The organism is Nostoc sp. JL34, from assembly GCF_017114945.1.
Classification (GTDB): domain Bacteria; phylum Cyanobacteriota; class Cyanobacteriia; order Cyanobacteriales; family Nostocaceae; genus Nostoc.
This window is the reverse complement of record NZ_JABXKQ010000110.1, coordinates 1-15,999: the sequence shown is the minus strand read 5'-3', so window position 1 is coordinate 15,999 and position 15,999 is coordinate 1. Positions and strand designations below refer to the sequence as shown.

Below are 15,999 nucleotides of genomic sequence, written 5' to 3'. Positions count from 1 at the left end.
AAGTTATTAATTAACTACATAATTTATCATTAGTTATTTATCGCTGAGTAATTCAATCTTTTCTTCAGTTCCTCTTTAAAAATATCCAATGCGGTTGCTTTGTAGACTGTTTTCTGCGTAAAATTATCTGCATCTATATTCCTCACAATAAACGGTGGATGCTTTAAGGGAAATTCCATTGCTTGCATCGACATATTGATGAACGAAAATTCTTGACTGGAAGTGAAATGAGTTGCGTCTGCACCAACACCGACATTAGAGATTAAATTGACATTGGGAATAATGCTTAAGCTACCCTGTATCCAACAAGCAAATGTCCATTGGTAATCCCAAGTTATACCTGTAGGATTGTTATAAACAGACTGAAATATTCGTTGCCAATAATTTACTGCTTTTGGGTCTATAAGAATGTCATGTAAAAGATTTTCTGCTTGCACCTCTTTCCAGAGTTTGATAGTCAAATCATAATGTTGCCAAGCACGTCGCCAACTTGCCCAACCCCAGCAGTGGTTATAGCGAGAAAAATAGTAACTGTAATTTGTGCGTTTTCGTCCGAATTGGAGATTTTGAGCAGAGATAGTGGCAATTCTGGTATCATTTCTATATTTTTCTAGCAGTTCTTCACTATATCTGAAAAAAGTTGGGTGAGGGATACAATCATCTTCTAAAATAATTGTCTCTTCAACATTATTAAATACCCAATCTAAACCACTAGATACTCGTTTTGCACAACCTAAGTTGATATCAGAATAATTCTTAATAACTTCACAGTCCCAATCAACTCTTTCAATAATTGTTCTAGCTGCTTCACACTTTTCTGCCTCACCTTCGCGGTCAGTGCGGGGGCCATCTGCAATTACAAAAAGTTTTGTTGGCTTTGCTTGGCGAATAGCTTCAAAAACTTTCTCTGTTGTTTGTGGGCGCTTGAAAATAATAAAAGTTACTGGTGTTTGCATCTTTGATTAATTGTGCTAATGTTCTTGATATGAAAAGGTTAGATAATCACGATCAATATTTATAAAACGGAATAAGCGATCGCACCTGAATCTTAAATATTTTTTGTGTTCTTGAATCAAATGCATTGCATACAAAAGCAGCCGCCGCTTGAGATATTATTGTTGCGATCGCAGCCCCAAGTCCTGAATATTTAGGAATCAGTAATAAATTGAGAATAATGTTTAGTATTGCGCCAAATAAAGTCTTACCTAGAGAAACGTGGTTCAAACCTTCAGCAATAAACCAAGGTGATGTTGCAAGACCCATAAAGACAAATAAAGAAGTCCAAATATGAACTGCTAATATTGCTCCTGCGTCTGCATATCCACTTCCAAACATCACCATAATTATCTTGTCAGACAGAAATGACATTGGAAGCGCAATTGCTAAAGATATACATGTCATTAGACTGAGTAATTGTCCTATTCTTTGATAGTAAAGACTTTCTGATTTTTCCTTGGCTGCGTAAATTGCAGGAGCAACAGAAGAAACAATAGCCCCCGGAATAAAATACCAAATTTCAGAAACACGTACAGCAGCAGAATAAACTCCAACCTCACTATCTCCGATCATTTGACCTAACATCACCTGATCTATTCTCATAAAAATCATGATAGCGAACCCCGAAAAAATTAGAGGTAAACTCTCTTTCAGAAGAGTTTTGGCAGCAGCAAAACTCCAACGCCATAACCATAACGAAGACCCTTTGACTTGGTAAACAATCAGCAAGCCAATTGCACTCATTGCAAATTCTGCTAATGTTACCCAAGCAAAAGCTAGCAATGGTGCTTTTGTTAAAATTAGTGCGATTTTAATGACAGTATTTAGTAGAAACGCTGTGTTTTTAGCGATCACAGTGTATTTTGACTGCACCTGTGATTGAAACCACAGTTCAATAGTATCAGACGCCCTAAATATTCCTGCTATCCCTAATATTGCAACTAACCATATCTTCAGTGTTTCATGCTCACCTAAGAAAAACATAGTGCCAACTGCCAATAAGACAGAAGCAATTCCACCCAACAATTTTAGCCAAAAGGTAGTTCCTAAAATTTCCTCTTTGTTTGATGATTGACGGACAAGATGGCGAACTACTACGTCGTCCAGTCCTAGAGTGAAAATTGGGCTAAATAAGGCAACAAAAGCTAAAGCATAGTTAAAGAGACCATATTGCTGTACTCCTAAGTAGCGTGCTACCCATACTCCTACGACCAAGCTTGCACCCATACGTAGAACGCGGTCAGCAAACAACCAACCTGTATTGGCAATAATTGCACGCAGCCCAGAACGAGATTTAAATTTTGATAAGTTTTTAATTTTTAATTTACTTAACATTATTTTTATGAATTACTCATGTGATGTTTTCTATCCCTACCCATATCGTGCGATTTTTTTCCAGTACTAAATAATCTGTATTTATCTAGGAATTAACATTATTTATCGCCTATAATATTTTTAATTTCCCAGTCATCAAAGTTTTCAAAAAATAGCTAAATAATAAAACAATGCCCTTTGTTTTCCAAAAAAAGTTATGCTCAAACAAAAATATTATTTTCAAATATGAAAGAAAATCTTGATATTTTGGGCATGGTATTGTTTTTAACTCATTTAGAGATGTGAAAGCCAATAATAACGGTAAACTAAAATTATTTTTTTGCAGAATGTAATTAAATAAAGAATTGCGTTTCCAGAATCTCTTATATTCATAGTTAATGTCTATGTCTAAAAATTTCTTGTTATGATACTGATTACTTTGATGTATTCTATACATCACCAAAGGATTAGACATATAAAACTTTTTAGCCCCTACCAAAGAAGCTCCCCATATCAGACAATCATCAGCCCTTACACGCCAATCTTCTACATTTGAAATAGGTAAAAATTTCCTGATTATTTCTCTACGTATTGATAATGTTGAAGTTATGGAGCCAATCCATTCACCACTATATAAAGTTCTGATTACTGAATAACCCAAATCTAAATCAACTGCATCAGCTTGAAATGTTTCTTCTACTGCCCCAAACTTTTTATATGCACAAAAAACAAAATCACATTCACTACGTCTTTTATAAAAATTTAAGGTAGTTTCTAAATATTGAGGTTCATAAATATCATCAGCATCTAAAAAAAATATAATATCCCCAGTCGCAGCTAAAAATCCTTCATTAAAGGATGATAATTGTCCTTGATTTTTTTCTTTCAATATAGATTTAACATTAGCTAATTGAGTAAATTTAGTGATGACTTCTACAGAATTATCTGTGGAAGCGTCATCAACAATAATAATCTCATCAAATTCAACCGTTTGAATTAACGCGCTATTAATTGCCTCTGAGAGAAATTCAGCGTAATTGTAATTATTAATTAAACAAGATGTTTTGATTTTATTTTTATCCATATAAAATGCCTTGATAGGTAAAAAAAGAAAATGAAGATATTTTTGAAAACTTATAATTACCAATAGGCTGGATATTTTGAGGGATTTGTCGGGATATCTTCAGGTTTACACCTCACCCAGGATTCATTATAAAGAGACTGAAAAAACGGAATCTTATCCCAACGGTTGCCTTTAATTCCAAAAAGAATTTGAGTTGCTCCTCCGAGATGCACAGCCTGTTTACCCAGAGATTTAATGTAAGCAGCTAATGGAAGTCCATAAGCACCACATCCTATAATAGCTATGTCAAAATCTTGAACTTTAATCTTATTACACATCCAATCATAAGCATCGAACCAAGTATTGAACTGGGTTTGAGTTCCAGCCAAAGACTGAACTGCTTTGAAAGGAATTAATTCAAATTCAGGCAGAATATTTTTGTTTTCAAAAAGTAACTTTCTTTGGTTTTTATATTGTGATGAAATTGTTTCTGCAAAAGGATGAATTACTAAAACCTTTTTACCCTCAAGATTCTTGCTCCAAGGGTCGTTGTGATAATAAGGTTCCAGTGTATTTAATTCCACAAAAGAAGCTTTTTGGCAAGAATTTCTGATAATTTCTGGCTCTCCAATTTGAAACCATACTCCTAAAACATCTATAGATTTTGACGATTCTAAAAACAGTTGACTAAATCGATCCAGATGTTTTTCATCTACTGGGAAAAACCCAGAATCATTAGACATTGACTCAAATATAGATCCTTTATAACCTCCTTTTAGGTATTCATGTACACAATAAGCTTCTGTGCTACCAAAGCGAGAAATCATAAAAGGTTTACTATCTTTAATAAGATTGGCAACTAATTCATTACTCTGTTGAGAAGATAAAATTTGCTGATATATATCATAATTTTTGACATGATTTTTGATAATTACTGCTTTTGTGTAAATAGAGCCTTTCCATTTAGCTAATGGAGTATTTGATTTTACAAATTCCTTGAGATTTTTGCTTAACGTCATTAATTTAGTCCTACAGTCAAAAAATTGGGTTTAGATGGTTGTAGTGAGGCTCACTTTCGCAATCTATTGGGGAACTTAACGCTCTTTTGAAAATTTTGTTAAGCTGCTAGATACTAAATCTTGTTCAATTTGTGGTTTTTTGGTGTCATAAAAATAATTATTAGGCTCATTTTTAGTATTCACACCATTGATGACTATCCCTAACACCTTCTGACCTGACTGAGTTAAAAACTCTTTAGCTGCATTCGCACTGTTAAAGTCAACCACTCCAGGACGAACGACTAATAAAATACCGTCAGTGAGGGTACTTAAAACAGCAGCATCTGCTATTCCTGAGAGAGGAGGAGTATCAAAAATCACAAGATCGTATTCTCTCCCAAAGTTACTAATTAATGTTGCCATCCGTTGAGAATCTAGCATTGCTACTGGATTGGGAGGCAAAACTCCAGAACTCAGAACCTCAAGATTAGGCATCACTTCTTGCACAGCTGCATCTAAAGAAACTTGTCCAGTAATAACATTACTTAGTCCGCTTGTATTTGTTAGCCCCCAGATATGATGCTGTATGGGATGACGCATATCTGCATCTACCAATAACACCCGACGCCCCGCCTGAGCCATAGTCACAGCTAAATTTGCAGATACGTCAGACTTTCCTTCTTTGGCAACGGAGCTTGTAATTACAATGCTTTTGAGCGGTTTATCAGAACAGAGGAACTTCAAGTTAACTTGTAGTATTTGGTATGCGTTACCAAGAGGGAAGTAAGGAATATCTCTGCCAATAATTTTGGGAATAGGTCTATCTAGTCCTGCTATAGAAGAATGAGCTTTACCATTTCTAGGTTGTGTGGGAATCACTCCCAAAACACTGTATCTCAAGACTTCTTTGGCTTCTTTGACGGTCTTCACTGAGCGGTCTATCAAGTCTAAACTAAAGGCTACAATGATACCTAAGAAAAGACCAATTCCTCCGCCGCCAACAATAAATAGAATTTTGCGAGGCCCTTCTGCTTTATCGGGGATTAAGGCATAGGAAATGACACGAGCATTAGGAATTTTTTGGTTCTGTGCAACATCAATTTCTTGGCGTTTCTTTAAGAGTGTTTCATAAGTCGTTTGAGCTGCTTGCAGTTTCCGTTCTAGCTCTCGTTGGCTCTGTTCTAGTCTTGGCAAATTGTTTGCTCGTTTGATGTAAGCATCTTGCTGTCGCAAGAGTGTGCCAATTTGTCTCTCTAGACCAACGCGTTCTGCCTGAGCACGAGTAATATCTGCAATTAGGCTTTGCCGTAGTTGTCCAATTTGTAAACTTCCCTGTGTTATCTGTGCTGTACCCGCTACTTGTCCTGTCCGATCTTTTAACAAGCTTTTAAGAGCTACGACTTTTTCTTCTAAACTGGTAATTGTAGGGTGTCCAGGTTCAAAACGAGTCCGCTCTAGTGCTAGTTGGCTTTCTGTTTCTTGGAGTTGGGCAAGCACTTTCTGAACTCCAGGTGCTTGACTCAATTCAGATGCGATTACACCTTGCTGTGAATCTACCTGAGCTTCACTGCGTAACTGTTCTAAACGACCTTTGACATCATCTAGTTGAGCTAAAGCTTGAGAAATTTGGTTTCCTAACTTGGAAATCGTATCAACTGCTGCGGTTGCTTCTTGTTCCAGGACAACAATTTTATTCGTTTCTTTAAATAGCCGTAGTTTTGATTCGGCTCTTCTGACAATTTCCTCAGCTTTGGGTACTTCCGTTACGAGAACTTGTTTGGCTGTCAGTGCTTCATTCTGATTAGCCTTGATATTTAGGTCGATATAACTGTCGATAACTTCATTGACGATTTTGGCAGCCAGTTGTGGATCGCCGCCTTTATAAGAAAGTTGTACAACATCAGTGCCTTTGATTCCTTCTATTTTGAGTTGTTTTGCCAAGTCAGGAATCGACAACGGTTTGCCTTGACTATCTTTGAGGTTAAGGGAATTAATTGTTTTCTCAATGACTGGATTTGATCCAATAACTCTCACCTGAGTTTCCAGGGGATTATCGTTTATATTCAAAGCTTCCAAGCGTCCTATGTCTTGCGGTGACCCTGTGAGTGAGGAAGAGTTATTTGTTTTAATCATCAAACTTCCTTCTGCTTTGTATGAGGGTTTTAGGGAAAATGCATACAAGCATCCAAGGGTAACAGCTATGCCAAAAATTCCGACTAGAGGTAGCCAACGCCGTTGAATAACTTCTAAGTATCTCTGAATATTTACTTCTTCAAAGTTCGGCAAAGATTCCATTGTCATAATATATACAAACTTTTATAAAAACAGACTATTCACTTATAGCAGATTTTTCTTAGTATTTTCCTGGCAGTAGCACTGTAGTTTACTTTGCTATGGTAATATTTGCGTTGATTATCAGCTAATATCTTTTTGCTGAGGTTGTTCAATATCTGAACTAAACTAATAGTTTTGCCAATCGCAATTTTAAATTGAGATTGCTTGATATTCTCCTGACTGCAAAAACAGGATAACTCACAACTTTCTCCCTGATTTAGTAGCTTTCCCTTTTTGGTTAATTTAGCTTTGTGTTACTACTGATGCAAGTATTGAGTACTAATCTAACAATCAATATCATATTATGTAAGAACACTGAATTCGAGAACTTTACAAAAAATTCATACAAGATGCTACTATATTCGCTGTCGGGTTGCTGATTTTGAAAAGACAAGAGGAATTAATTCCTTCAGGGTAAGGAACAGAACAATTGTGCCAGCCTAGAAGCAATGAAACTACTTCAGACATAGGCTTTGTGCAGCTATCAGAGACATTTACAAAGACTGGCTGGATATTTAGGTAAGTTGCTTCAAAGCTTTCAGCAAAAATTAATTTTTCTTCTGAATAATGGTCAATGTTGGGAACAATAGGGGACTGGCAATAATAAAATTGTGTGATTTTATTATTGAACTTGTAAAGAGTCGCAATCAGTTTAATTTGCCCAGACTGGTGATAAGACTTTTTTGATATGGCTTGAGGTATGACAATTACAACACAGTGACCACCCTTGGGTTTATATCCCGATCTTTTAGGTTTATCCGTAAATTTGCAATCACCTTGTTTGTATTCTGGAACAGACGCAAAATACTCTTTCCAAGACTTATCTAAAAATATTATATTTTGTCTTATATGTGTAACTACATGGTAACACGCATGAGAGATAAACGGCTAGTAAGTAAAAGGAAACTACAGTACAGAGCGTGTAAAATTTAATCCCAGTTCTACTACTTAACTTTTCGTTACATAGCTGTAAATTTTTCCGCCCACCTACTTAGGTCGGCGTAAATAATTAGAAGATAAGTAGTAAGACAAAATTCATTACACGACATTTAACCTGAAACCCTTATCCAGCCTAAAAATTAACACGTAAATATTTCTGTCCTATTACTTCGCACTGAAAACCTGAAATAGTTCTGTACTCTCAGCGATAACACATCTACTTAACAGAATATGAGTTAGCACAGTTGCAGCAGGAGGCAGCTTAACAGGGGAGTGTCAAATACCGACGTGGTTAAAGTGTGGATTAGTCTATATCTGAATAAACTTCACTATATTTTTAATGAAGTTTAGCGATACTTATTGCTACCTGTGTTAATCTGAAGTACCCAAACCAGGCTGCTATTTTTTGGTTTCTCTATCTAGCCAATTGTAATTATTAAACTGATATTAAATGTTGAGAGATTGAATTATGAAATCCTCTTCTATCATCTTAGTCGTTGTGATTAGCGCACTCGCTCTCCCCCAAAGTGCTTATGCTAACCAAGAGAATGTTCCTATGACAACAAGCGATCGCAATCAGGCTGGAGTTTTATTAACAGAACCAGCCACGATTAACGCTACATGGAGTAATTTTATTGGACAGAGTAATAATCCAAAACAAACTGCTGAATCAATTTTGCTAGTGCAGGAGCAAGGATGCCAAAAAATTAACCCGCTTGAGTACATCAATAACCCAGGCGCTTTTTTTAAGCAATGTCAGCAACCAACAAAGACTCAAAGGAGTCACGCAAAAATAACTTGAACACTTTTAATTGGAAAGTAAGGCTGACAGCTTATTCAAAATTAAATTTGTACAACTTATTTTTACATGATGCCAAAGTACAGAGCCAATAGAGTATCTCAAGGTTCCTAAGCTCGATTCTGGTATTAGTGTGACAGTTACAAAGTTTTGATCTAGGAACTTTTTTAAGAAGAGATAACGAATTCTTACTAGTGTGATTTATCTAGATAATTTACGCTCAAACATGGATGAAATATTTATGCTGGCTGCTTTAGCTCAAAGCAGAAAAGCTTTGCCGAAATGTTTGCCGAACCCACCAGTCGGTTGTGTAATCATAGATGCCCAACAGATAGTAGCTCAAGGATACACGCGATCGCCAGGAAAACACCATGCTGAGGCTGACGCACTTAAACAGATTCAAGGCAAAGCTTTCAATTTCCTGAAAATGTATGTAACTCTTGAACCTTGTTCTTTTCATGGACGCACACCTGCATGTGCTTTAGCGATCGCTGAAGATCCTCGGATACATGAAATATATGTATCCATAGTTGATCCAGACCCCCGCAATAATGGCCAAGGATTAGACATTCTCAGAAAAGCAGGAAAGACAGTTAATATCGGGTTATGTGCCAATGAGGTGAATGCTTTTCTTAACCAATATCTACTACAGTGATGGTTGAGGAGTTAAGTTAAAATTGCAACGTAATAGCATTTTCCCAAAAATCTTTGCAATAAGTCGCTCATCTGTATAGATGCACAACTCTGCTTTTGTGTCAACTTCAGGTGAAAACTAGTAAGTGAGAAAGCTGTGAGATGTTGCTTTGTTAAAAGTCTCAGATTATTTCCGACTTCTCAGCAGTGGGAAACCTTGTTGTTCAAGTTATGCTGTATGACAATCAAACACCCATCCCTAAACAAAAATCTTTTCGCTTCAATCGGATATTAGTGGCGATCGCGGGTGTTACTATCTTGCCAAGTATTATCCTTGGTGTTAATGTGACCACTGTTACTACTTTTAGTCTATAAAATATTTTCGGGAGTAATACATTGATAATACCACATCCAATGCAGATGTCTGCGTGCAGTATGACACAAGTGCAATTGTCACAGATATCTGCATCGTTTTCATCCTAATTATAAGTATGTGACCGGACTTCTGAAGAAAGCTGTTCTTGAGCAGGGGAGTAGGACAAGGACTTTATTTTATGTTTAACGATCGCCCGCTACGTACCCGCCTTAATTAGATTCGATTATCTAGAAAAAAAAGAAGTAGAAAAGGGACATTTTATATTTAAAGGATTTCCTTTTAAGGAGAATTACATGGAAGGATAACCAGACTATGTACTACTTTAATTACGTTTTTTGTGATTTATTTTTTTGAATTATGTTTATATTTGCTATGAGTAAATTTTTTGTAAAATAATAAAATCCATGCTTGCTCGAATTTTCATCTTTTCTAGTAAATACATTGAATAATTAAACCAAATATAATTCATGTTTGAAAATCAGCAAAAATCAAGAAAAAAGAAGTGTAATTACTTCAAAGGATATGCTGATGATCCTTTAAGTAATTGATTTGTGACTGGTGATAATGTTAGTATTAAGGCGTGGGTTGATTTTGGGTTTATTATCTCCAACAATTAACTTGTAATGTATCATAGACCAGGATTCATCAGTATTGCCAATTGATTGATTAGCAGTGTGAAATGGCTATGGGTCTGAATATCTAGCTTGATACCAATAAATTGATGAGGTTACAGAGGAGCAAATAACCATGAGCAACTTAACATCTCCACATACCGAAGTTCAAAAAACAAAGAAAAAAAGTTTAGCCGCAGATAAAAAGCCTCGAGCTACAGATGATATTGTGCGTAGTTATCTGCAAGAGATCGGGCGTGTAGATTTGTTGACTCGCGAACAAGAGGTTATTTTTGCCCAACAGGTGCAGCAGATGATGAATTTACTAGCTGCTAAGGAAGAATTAGGTGTGAAATTAAAGCACGAACCCACGCTGCAAGAATGGGCAGATCAGTTGGAGTTAAGTGTTGAGGTGCTAGAGCAACAGCTAAGTCAAGGACACCAAGCCAAGCAAAAAATGATTCAGGCTAATCTCCGGTTAGTGGTAGCAGTGGCGAAAAAATACCAGCACCGTAACTTGGAATTTATGGATTTAATTCAAGAAGGTACTTTGGGTTTAGAGCGAGGAGTGGATAAATTTGATCCCGCTCTTGGTTATAAGTTTTCTACCTACGCCTACTGGTGGATTCGTCAAGGAATCACACGAGCGATCGCTCAACAAGGACGTACAATTCGTTTACCGATCCACGTCTTTGAGAAACTGAACAAAATTAAACGAGTGCAGCGAGAATTATCTCAACAGCTAGGTCGCGTTCCCACTACTGCTGAAATTGCCAATGCGTTATCTTTGACACCTAGTCAAGTTCGAGAGTGTTTGTACTTGGCTCGTCAACCCTTCTCTTTAGAAGCGCGAGTTGGTGAACAACAAGATACAGAATTGCAGGACATACTGGAGGATGATGGCCCTTCTCCCGAAGACTATGCTGTTGAAGAATCTCTCCATCAAGACTTACAAGACTTGTTGGCAAAGCTGTCTCCCCAGCAGCGAGAAATATTGACCTTGCGTTTTGGTCTAACTGATGGCTATGAACTTTCTTTAGCACAGATCGGCGATCGCATGGGTATTAGTCGAGAACGAGTGCGTCAAATAGAGCAAAAAGCTCTCAGTCTTCTCCGACGCCAAAAGGAACAAGTACGTAGTTATCTAGCTAGCTAAATAATTCATAATTGAATTGTGTAATTATGAATGTCATTTTTGAGGAAAATAAACCTAAGTAATCTATCTCAAAAATTTGATATGATCACATCAAAGACAGTGCAACAATTACAGGCACAATGGGTAACTTCTGAAAACTTTCGGCCTTATGGACAGGTGATTTTTGCAAGTCTTGATGGCAAAACTTACGATAGGGAAGATGCCCAGTTAAACCTGCAAAATGGGATTCCACGATTTTATGTTATGCGGTTGGAGAAGAGAGGGCGAAAGTTTCATAAAATTACTCGCCATGTCCAATGCACTCAATGTCTGGGTTCTTTGGAAGGCAAGGATTGGTTAGTTGCAGTTTGTCCTCCTCATCATGATGTGAATGAACCAGCATTAGAAGAGATTGCTGCTTTCCGCATTCCAGGGAATTGTTTTATCAAGTTACATGAAGGTACTTGGCACGCTGGGCCCCATTTTGACCATGAAACTGTGGATTTTTATAATTTGGAACTAGCTGATACAAATGTGGTGGATCATTTCACTCATGATTTTCTCAAGAGTCATCAATTAGAGTTTGAGATGCTTTAGGTGAGATTGCTAGAACCAGTCCCTAGTTCAACCATTTGAATCTACTTTTCACAGAAAGAAGGATTGGTTCAAGTGTTACCCCAGTTTGATTATGATTGTTGATATTCTAAATAATACTAGATAAGCAAATCAGTCGATTAGCGATGAAGAAGAGTTATATCCGACATTCCGCACCCTGACTGTCACAATCAGTTTTATCGGATTTTTCTCTTGCATTTAATACGAAAAGCATCAAATCACGATTGCGATCGCTCATTGGCAAAACCCCAAAAGCTGAAAATTAGTGGTGTGATACTTGAGGGTGCGAAATGTGGGTTGAGCGATCAAAGGACACCAAGAAAGTTAAGGGTGGGCATCACCCACCCCAAATTTTTATCCCATCACCTCAGCAGTCTTTTTCTTATCCAACTTGAGAATCAACACACCCAAAGGTGGCAAACACAAATCCAGCGAATAGGTACGACTGTGCAAAGACCAATCATCCGTCCATTTACCACCTAGGTTGCCCATGTTACTGCCGCCATACTGACGCGCATCGCTATTGAATAACTCGGTATAAAATCCTTTTTGCGGTACACCAATGCGGTAGTGAGAATGGGGTTGCGGTGTAAAATTGCAAACCACGATCGCAAAATCATCAGAATCCTTGTCGCGACGCATGAAGGAAACTACACTATGGCGATTATCGCTACAGTCAATCCACTCAAACCCCGGTTCAGCAAAATCCTGGGTGTACAAAACTGGTTCAGAACGGTAGAGATGGTTCAATTCCTGGAAAAACGTTTTTAACTTTTGGTGGGCTTCATGCTGCAATAAATGCCACTCCAAATCTGCCCAAGCATTCCACTCACTCCACTGCCCAAACTCCATGCTCATAAACATGGTTTTCTTGCCAGGGTGAGCAAACATATAGCTAAATAAACAGCGTACATTAGCTAACTTCTGCCATGTATCTCCCGGCATTTTACCGATAATATTGCTCTTGCCATGCACCACTTCATCGTGAGACAGGGCCAGCATGAAGTTCTCACTGTGGTTGTACCACATACTAAAGGTGATATTGTTTTGGTGGAACTGGCGGAACCAAGGGTCCATGCTGAAGTAATCCAGCATATCGTGCATCCACCCCATATCCCACTTCAAATTAAAGCCCAGTCCGCCTGTATAGGTGGGCCAAGATACCATTGGCCAGGAAGTAGACTCTTCAGCAATTGAGAGAATACCGGGGAAATAGCTGAAGATAATGTGATTTACCTGACGCAGGAAATCTGCTGCTTCTAAGTTTTCTCTGCCGCCGTACTGATTGGGCAGCCATTCTCCTGGTTCGCGGCAATAATCATTGTAAAGCATCGAGGCAACAGCATCGACACGAATGCCGTCAATGTGGTACTTGTCGAACCAGAAGAGAGCATTTGCAGCTAAGAAATTGCTGACTTCATGGCGACCGTAGTTGAACACCAAAGTACCCCATCCTTTGTGTTCACCTTTACGGGGATCAGAGTGTTCGTATAGGTGGCTACCATCAAAGAAAGCTAAACCATGTCCATCTTTGGGGAAGTGACCTGGAACCCAATCTACAATTACCCCTATATCATTTTCGTGACATTTGTCAACAAAATACATGAAATCTTCAGGGCTGCCAAAACGGGACGTGGGGGCATAGTACCCAGTTACTTGATAACCCCAAGAACCATCAAAGGGATGTTCCGCAATGGGTAGCAATTCTAGATGGGTGTATCCTAATTCTTTGGCATAGGGAATGAGTCGGTCTGCCAGTTCCCGGTAGGTAAGGAAGCGTGCGCCCGGCTTAAGTTCGGAAACGATGACTACCGATTCAGTTTCACCATTTGGCAGTTTAGCTGGTTCCGCACTCGAAGCGTGTAACCAAGAGCCTAAATGTACTTCATAGACTGAAACTGGCTGAGTGAGCGGTTCAGTGCGACGCCGCTTTTGCATCCAGTCTTCATCACTCCAATTGTAAGCATCTAAATCAGTGACAATGGATGCCGTTTTCGGACGGGGTTCCTGCTGGAAGCCGTAGGGATCAGATTTTTCGTAAATGTGTCCTTCAAAATTTTTGATTTCATATTTGTAATGCTCTCCTACACCAATTTCAGGAATAAACAATTCCCAAACACCGGTGGGGCCTTTACGCATCTGATTTTTACGTCCATCCCAGAGATTGAAATCTCCCAACAAGGAAACATTACGAGCGTTAGGTGCCCAAACTGCAAAATAAACACCCTTAACGCCGTCTATTTCCGTAGGGTGCGCTCCCAGTTTTTCATATATCCGGTGATGGTTGCCTTCACCAAACAAATGCAAGTCAAAATCTGTCAAGCGGGGAGAACGGAAAGCGTAAGGGTCATAAATGACACGCTCATTTTCTCCTTCTTTAATCCGTAACTGGTAGTTTGCCAGTTCTGCGGTTTCAATAGTGCATTCAAAAAAGTGAGGATCATGCACCGTTTGCATTGGGTATTCCTTGCGTTGTTCAGGAAGAACGACCCATGCTGCACTTGCATTTGGTAGGTAGGCCCGCACAGCCCAGACAGTTTTGCCGTCTTGTTCTATGGGATGAGAACCTAGTATTTCAAAGGGATCGTTATGCTGATTCCAAACGATGCTGTTAACCTGTTCAGGGGCGATCGTGGTCATGGACATGAAGCTACCTAAGTGAAATAACGTGATTGACTAAATCTACTTTTTTAATATCTATATATATTCTTTACATTTATTTGCAATTTTGTCGCCACCGTTATCCTACATCAGAATGGGGACTGGGGACTGGGGATTGGGGACTGGGGACTGGGGACTGGGGACTGGGGGAAAGCTCTTGACTTTTTACCCTTGAGTAATTTTTCAAAAATTTAAAAAAGGCAAAAACTGAAATAATGTTTTACGTAAGCGAAGCAAGAAAATCTGTTCTCGAATGTTGGGGTCTAGTTTTGGTGGCGGGACTTCTTGCAGCTGGGCTTGCAATTGGATATACTCGGCAGCTGTTAGGAATCTTCCATCAATAGGCGATCGCGCTTCTATGATAATCTTTGTCCGTAATATTTCTTCTGGTGTATCCTCTGGTGGCGGTAATGCTATTACTGCCGATCTCCAATAGCTACTCAATACAACAAAACTTACACTAATTACAATTAAACTCAGTAGTTTTATCGCTTTTCTCGCTTTAAGTCTCCCCATCTCCAGAACTGCGCTCACAACGCAGGATGAAAATCTGTTTTTTCCATACTCAAAGTTACAAATTTTACCAATAAAAATCTGGCAATATCAAAGGACATTACCAGGTCTCTTCTGACACGGAACAGACTACAGGGAATGCTCAAGAGCAATTGCCAGCGATCGCGATGAATTGTTTTGCCCTCCCAAAACTCAGTAGTCTAAGCAATTCCAAATACGAGATGAGGGAAGTATCTTGCTTACAAGATGCCTTAGATTTACATAACTCAACTCCCTTGAACTGGGAACAAGGTTCAATCGGGCGGGAATTTTAGGCGGACACTTGGTTGAGGATGTAACCCTCTTTACCAGTGTCCTCTACTTCCTGCCCTACTTAGCTGATATTTGAGCAAACTCTAGGCTCTGATACACCAACACAAGGATGGAGGTTTTTACGTGAACCTAATTAATTCAAGCTATGTAGTGAGGAACGCTGTCAACAAGCAGTTCTGGGCGTGATTTAAACTAAAGTTTAAGATGCCTTATTTAGGAGTCGCAGCGGGAGTCGCAGCGGGAGTCGTTGCGGGAGTCACTGCGGGAGTAGACTTAGCAGGAGGTGCATCAGTTGGTTCACCTGTAGCAGCTGGAGTACTTGTACCAGTACCATCACCACCACCTTCACAGGCTCCGAGAATTGTAGCCAGACTTAACATTAGAGCAAAACCAAAGATTTTTGTTTTCATAACTCCTCTTTCACCAATTGTGGCTAGAACAATTTTTCGCCTGTTGAATACGATACCGTATTTATTGCTTTTTTTTAAATGTGGCAAGATTACATACCTAAAAAAACAATCCTTTGGGGTATTCTTTTGGGAATGGGTGTATTCTTTTGGGAATTAGGTAAGTAGGTGGGCATAAAAAAACCAGACTATGTAAAGATAAGTAAATACAGAGAATGCATCGACATGAGGTGACTTATATATGGGCGCTCGTTTAAGAGTATTTCTAACTCGTGAGCAAGATCAAACTCTGT

General features: G+C 38.6%; 13 protein-coding genes. 5 read left to right on the top strand and 8 right to left on the bottom strand.

All coding sequences use genetic code 11. The features are described 5' to 3' along the window. Positions 1-29: 29 nt before the first annotated feature. From HWQ44_RS19810 to HWQ44_RS19790, 5 genes are all read right to left on the bottom strand, one after another. Complete coding sequence (locus HWQ44_RS19810; RefSeq protein WP_292722022.1) at positions 30-956, bottom strand: glycosyltransferase family 2 protein; 927 nt, start codon at positions 954-956, stop codon at positions 30-32. Between the two features lie 52 nt (positions 957-1,008). Further along, positions 1,009-2,331, bottom strand: a complete 1,323-nt coding sequence (locus HWQ44_RS19805) for a flippase (protein ID WP_292722021.1) — start codon at positions 2,329-2,331, stop codon at positions 1,009-1,011. 109 nt (positions 2,332-2,440) lie between these two features. Further along, positions 2,441-3,394 (bottom strand): glycosyltransferase family 2 protein, encoded by a 954-nt coding sequence (locus HWQ44_RS19800; protein ID WP_292722018.1) that lies wholly within the window; start codon positions 3,392-3,394, stop codon positions 2,441-2,443. 56 nt (positions 3,395-3,450) lie between these two features. Further along, complete coding sequence (locus tag HWQ44_RS19795; protein WP_292722016.1) at positions 3,451-4,392, bottom strand: hypothetical protein; 942 nt, start codon at positions 4,390-4,392, stop codon at positions 3,451-3,453. A gap of 75 nt (positions 4,393-4,467) precedes the next feature. Next, complete coding sequence (locus tag HWQ44_RS19790; RefSeq protein ID WP_292722013.1) at positions 4,468-6,672, bottom strand: polysaccharide biosynthesis tyrosine autokinase; 2,205 nt, start codon at positions 6,670-6,672, stop codon at positions 4,468-4,470. Positions 6,673-8,113: 1,441 nt separating this feature from the next. Here HWQ44_RS19790 and HWQ44_RS19785 point away from each other — a divergent pair. The 5 genes from HWQ44_RS19785 (at position 8,114) to HWQ44_RS19765 (ending at position 11,795) form a co-directional block, all read left to right on the top strand. Beyond that, positions 8,114-8,446, top strand: a complete 333-nt coding sequence (locus HWQ44_RS19785) for a hypothetical protein (RefSeq protein WP_292722010.1) — start codon at positions 8,114-8,116, stop codon at positions 8,444-8,446. Between the two features lie 223 nt (positions 8,447-8,669). Further along, complete coding sequence (locus HWQ44_RS19780) at positions 8,670-9,098, top strand: deaminase (RefSeq protein WP_292722007.1); 429 nt, start codon at positions 8,670-8,672, stop codon at positions 9,096-9,098. A 185-nt stretch (positions 9,099-9,283) separates the two neighbouring features. Continuing rightward, positions 9,284-9,451, top strand: a complete 168-nt coding sequence (locus tag HWQ44_RS19775; RefSeq protein WP_292722005.1) for a hypothetical protein — start codon at positions 9,284-9,286, stop codon at positions 9,449-9,451. A 748-nt stretch (positions 9,452-10,199) separates the two neighbouring features. Beyond that, on the top strand, positions 10,200-11,219 hold the full coding sequence (locus HWQ44_RS19770; RefSeq protein WP_292722003.1) for an RNA polymerase sigma factor, RpoD/SigA family: 1,020 nt from the start codon (positions 10,200-10,202) through the stop codon (positions 11,217-11,219). Positions 11,220-11,300: 81 nt separating this feature from the next. Then, positions 11,301-11,795 (top strand): ureidoglycolate lyase, encoded by a 495-nt coding sequence (locus HWQ44_RS19765; RefSeq protein WP_292722000.1) that lies wholly within the window; start codon positions 11,301-11,303, stop codon positions 11,793-11,795. A gap of 372 nt (positions 11,796-12,167) precedes the next feature. Here the strand turns inward: HWQ44_RS19765 and glgB are convergent, their stop codons facing one another. The 3 genes from glgB to HWQ44_RS19750 form a co-directional block, all read right to left on the bottom strand. Beyond that, entirely contained in the window at positions 12,168-14,459 is a 2,292-nt protein-coding gene (glgB, locus tag HWQ44_RS19760) for a 1,4-alpha-glucan branching enzyme (protein WP_292721999.1), read from the bottom strand. 198 nt (positions 14,460-14,657) lie between these two features. Further along, the gene (locus HWQ44_RS19755) at positions 14,658-14,990 is read right to left on the bottom strand and encodes a hypothetical protein (protein WP_292721997.1); all 333 of its coding nucleotides are present in this window, start codon (positions 14,988-14,990) and stop codon (positions 14,658-14,660) included. Between the two features lie 518 nt (positions 14,991-15,508). Next, positions 15,509-15,709: a hypothetical protein gene (locus HWQ44_RS19750; protein WP_292721995.1), complete on the bottom strand. Its 201-nt coding sequence runs from the start codon at positions 15,707-15,709 to the stop codon at positions 15,509-15,511. Positions 15,710-15,999: the final 290 nt, after the last annotated feature.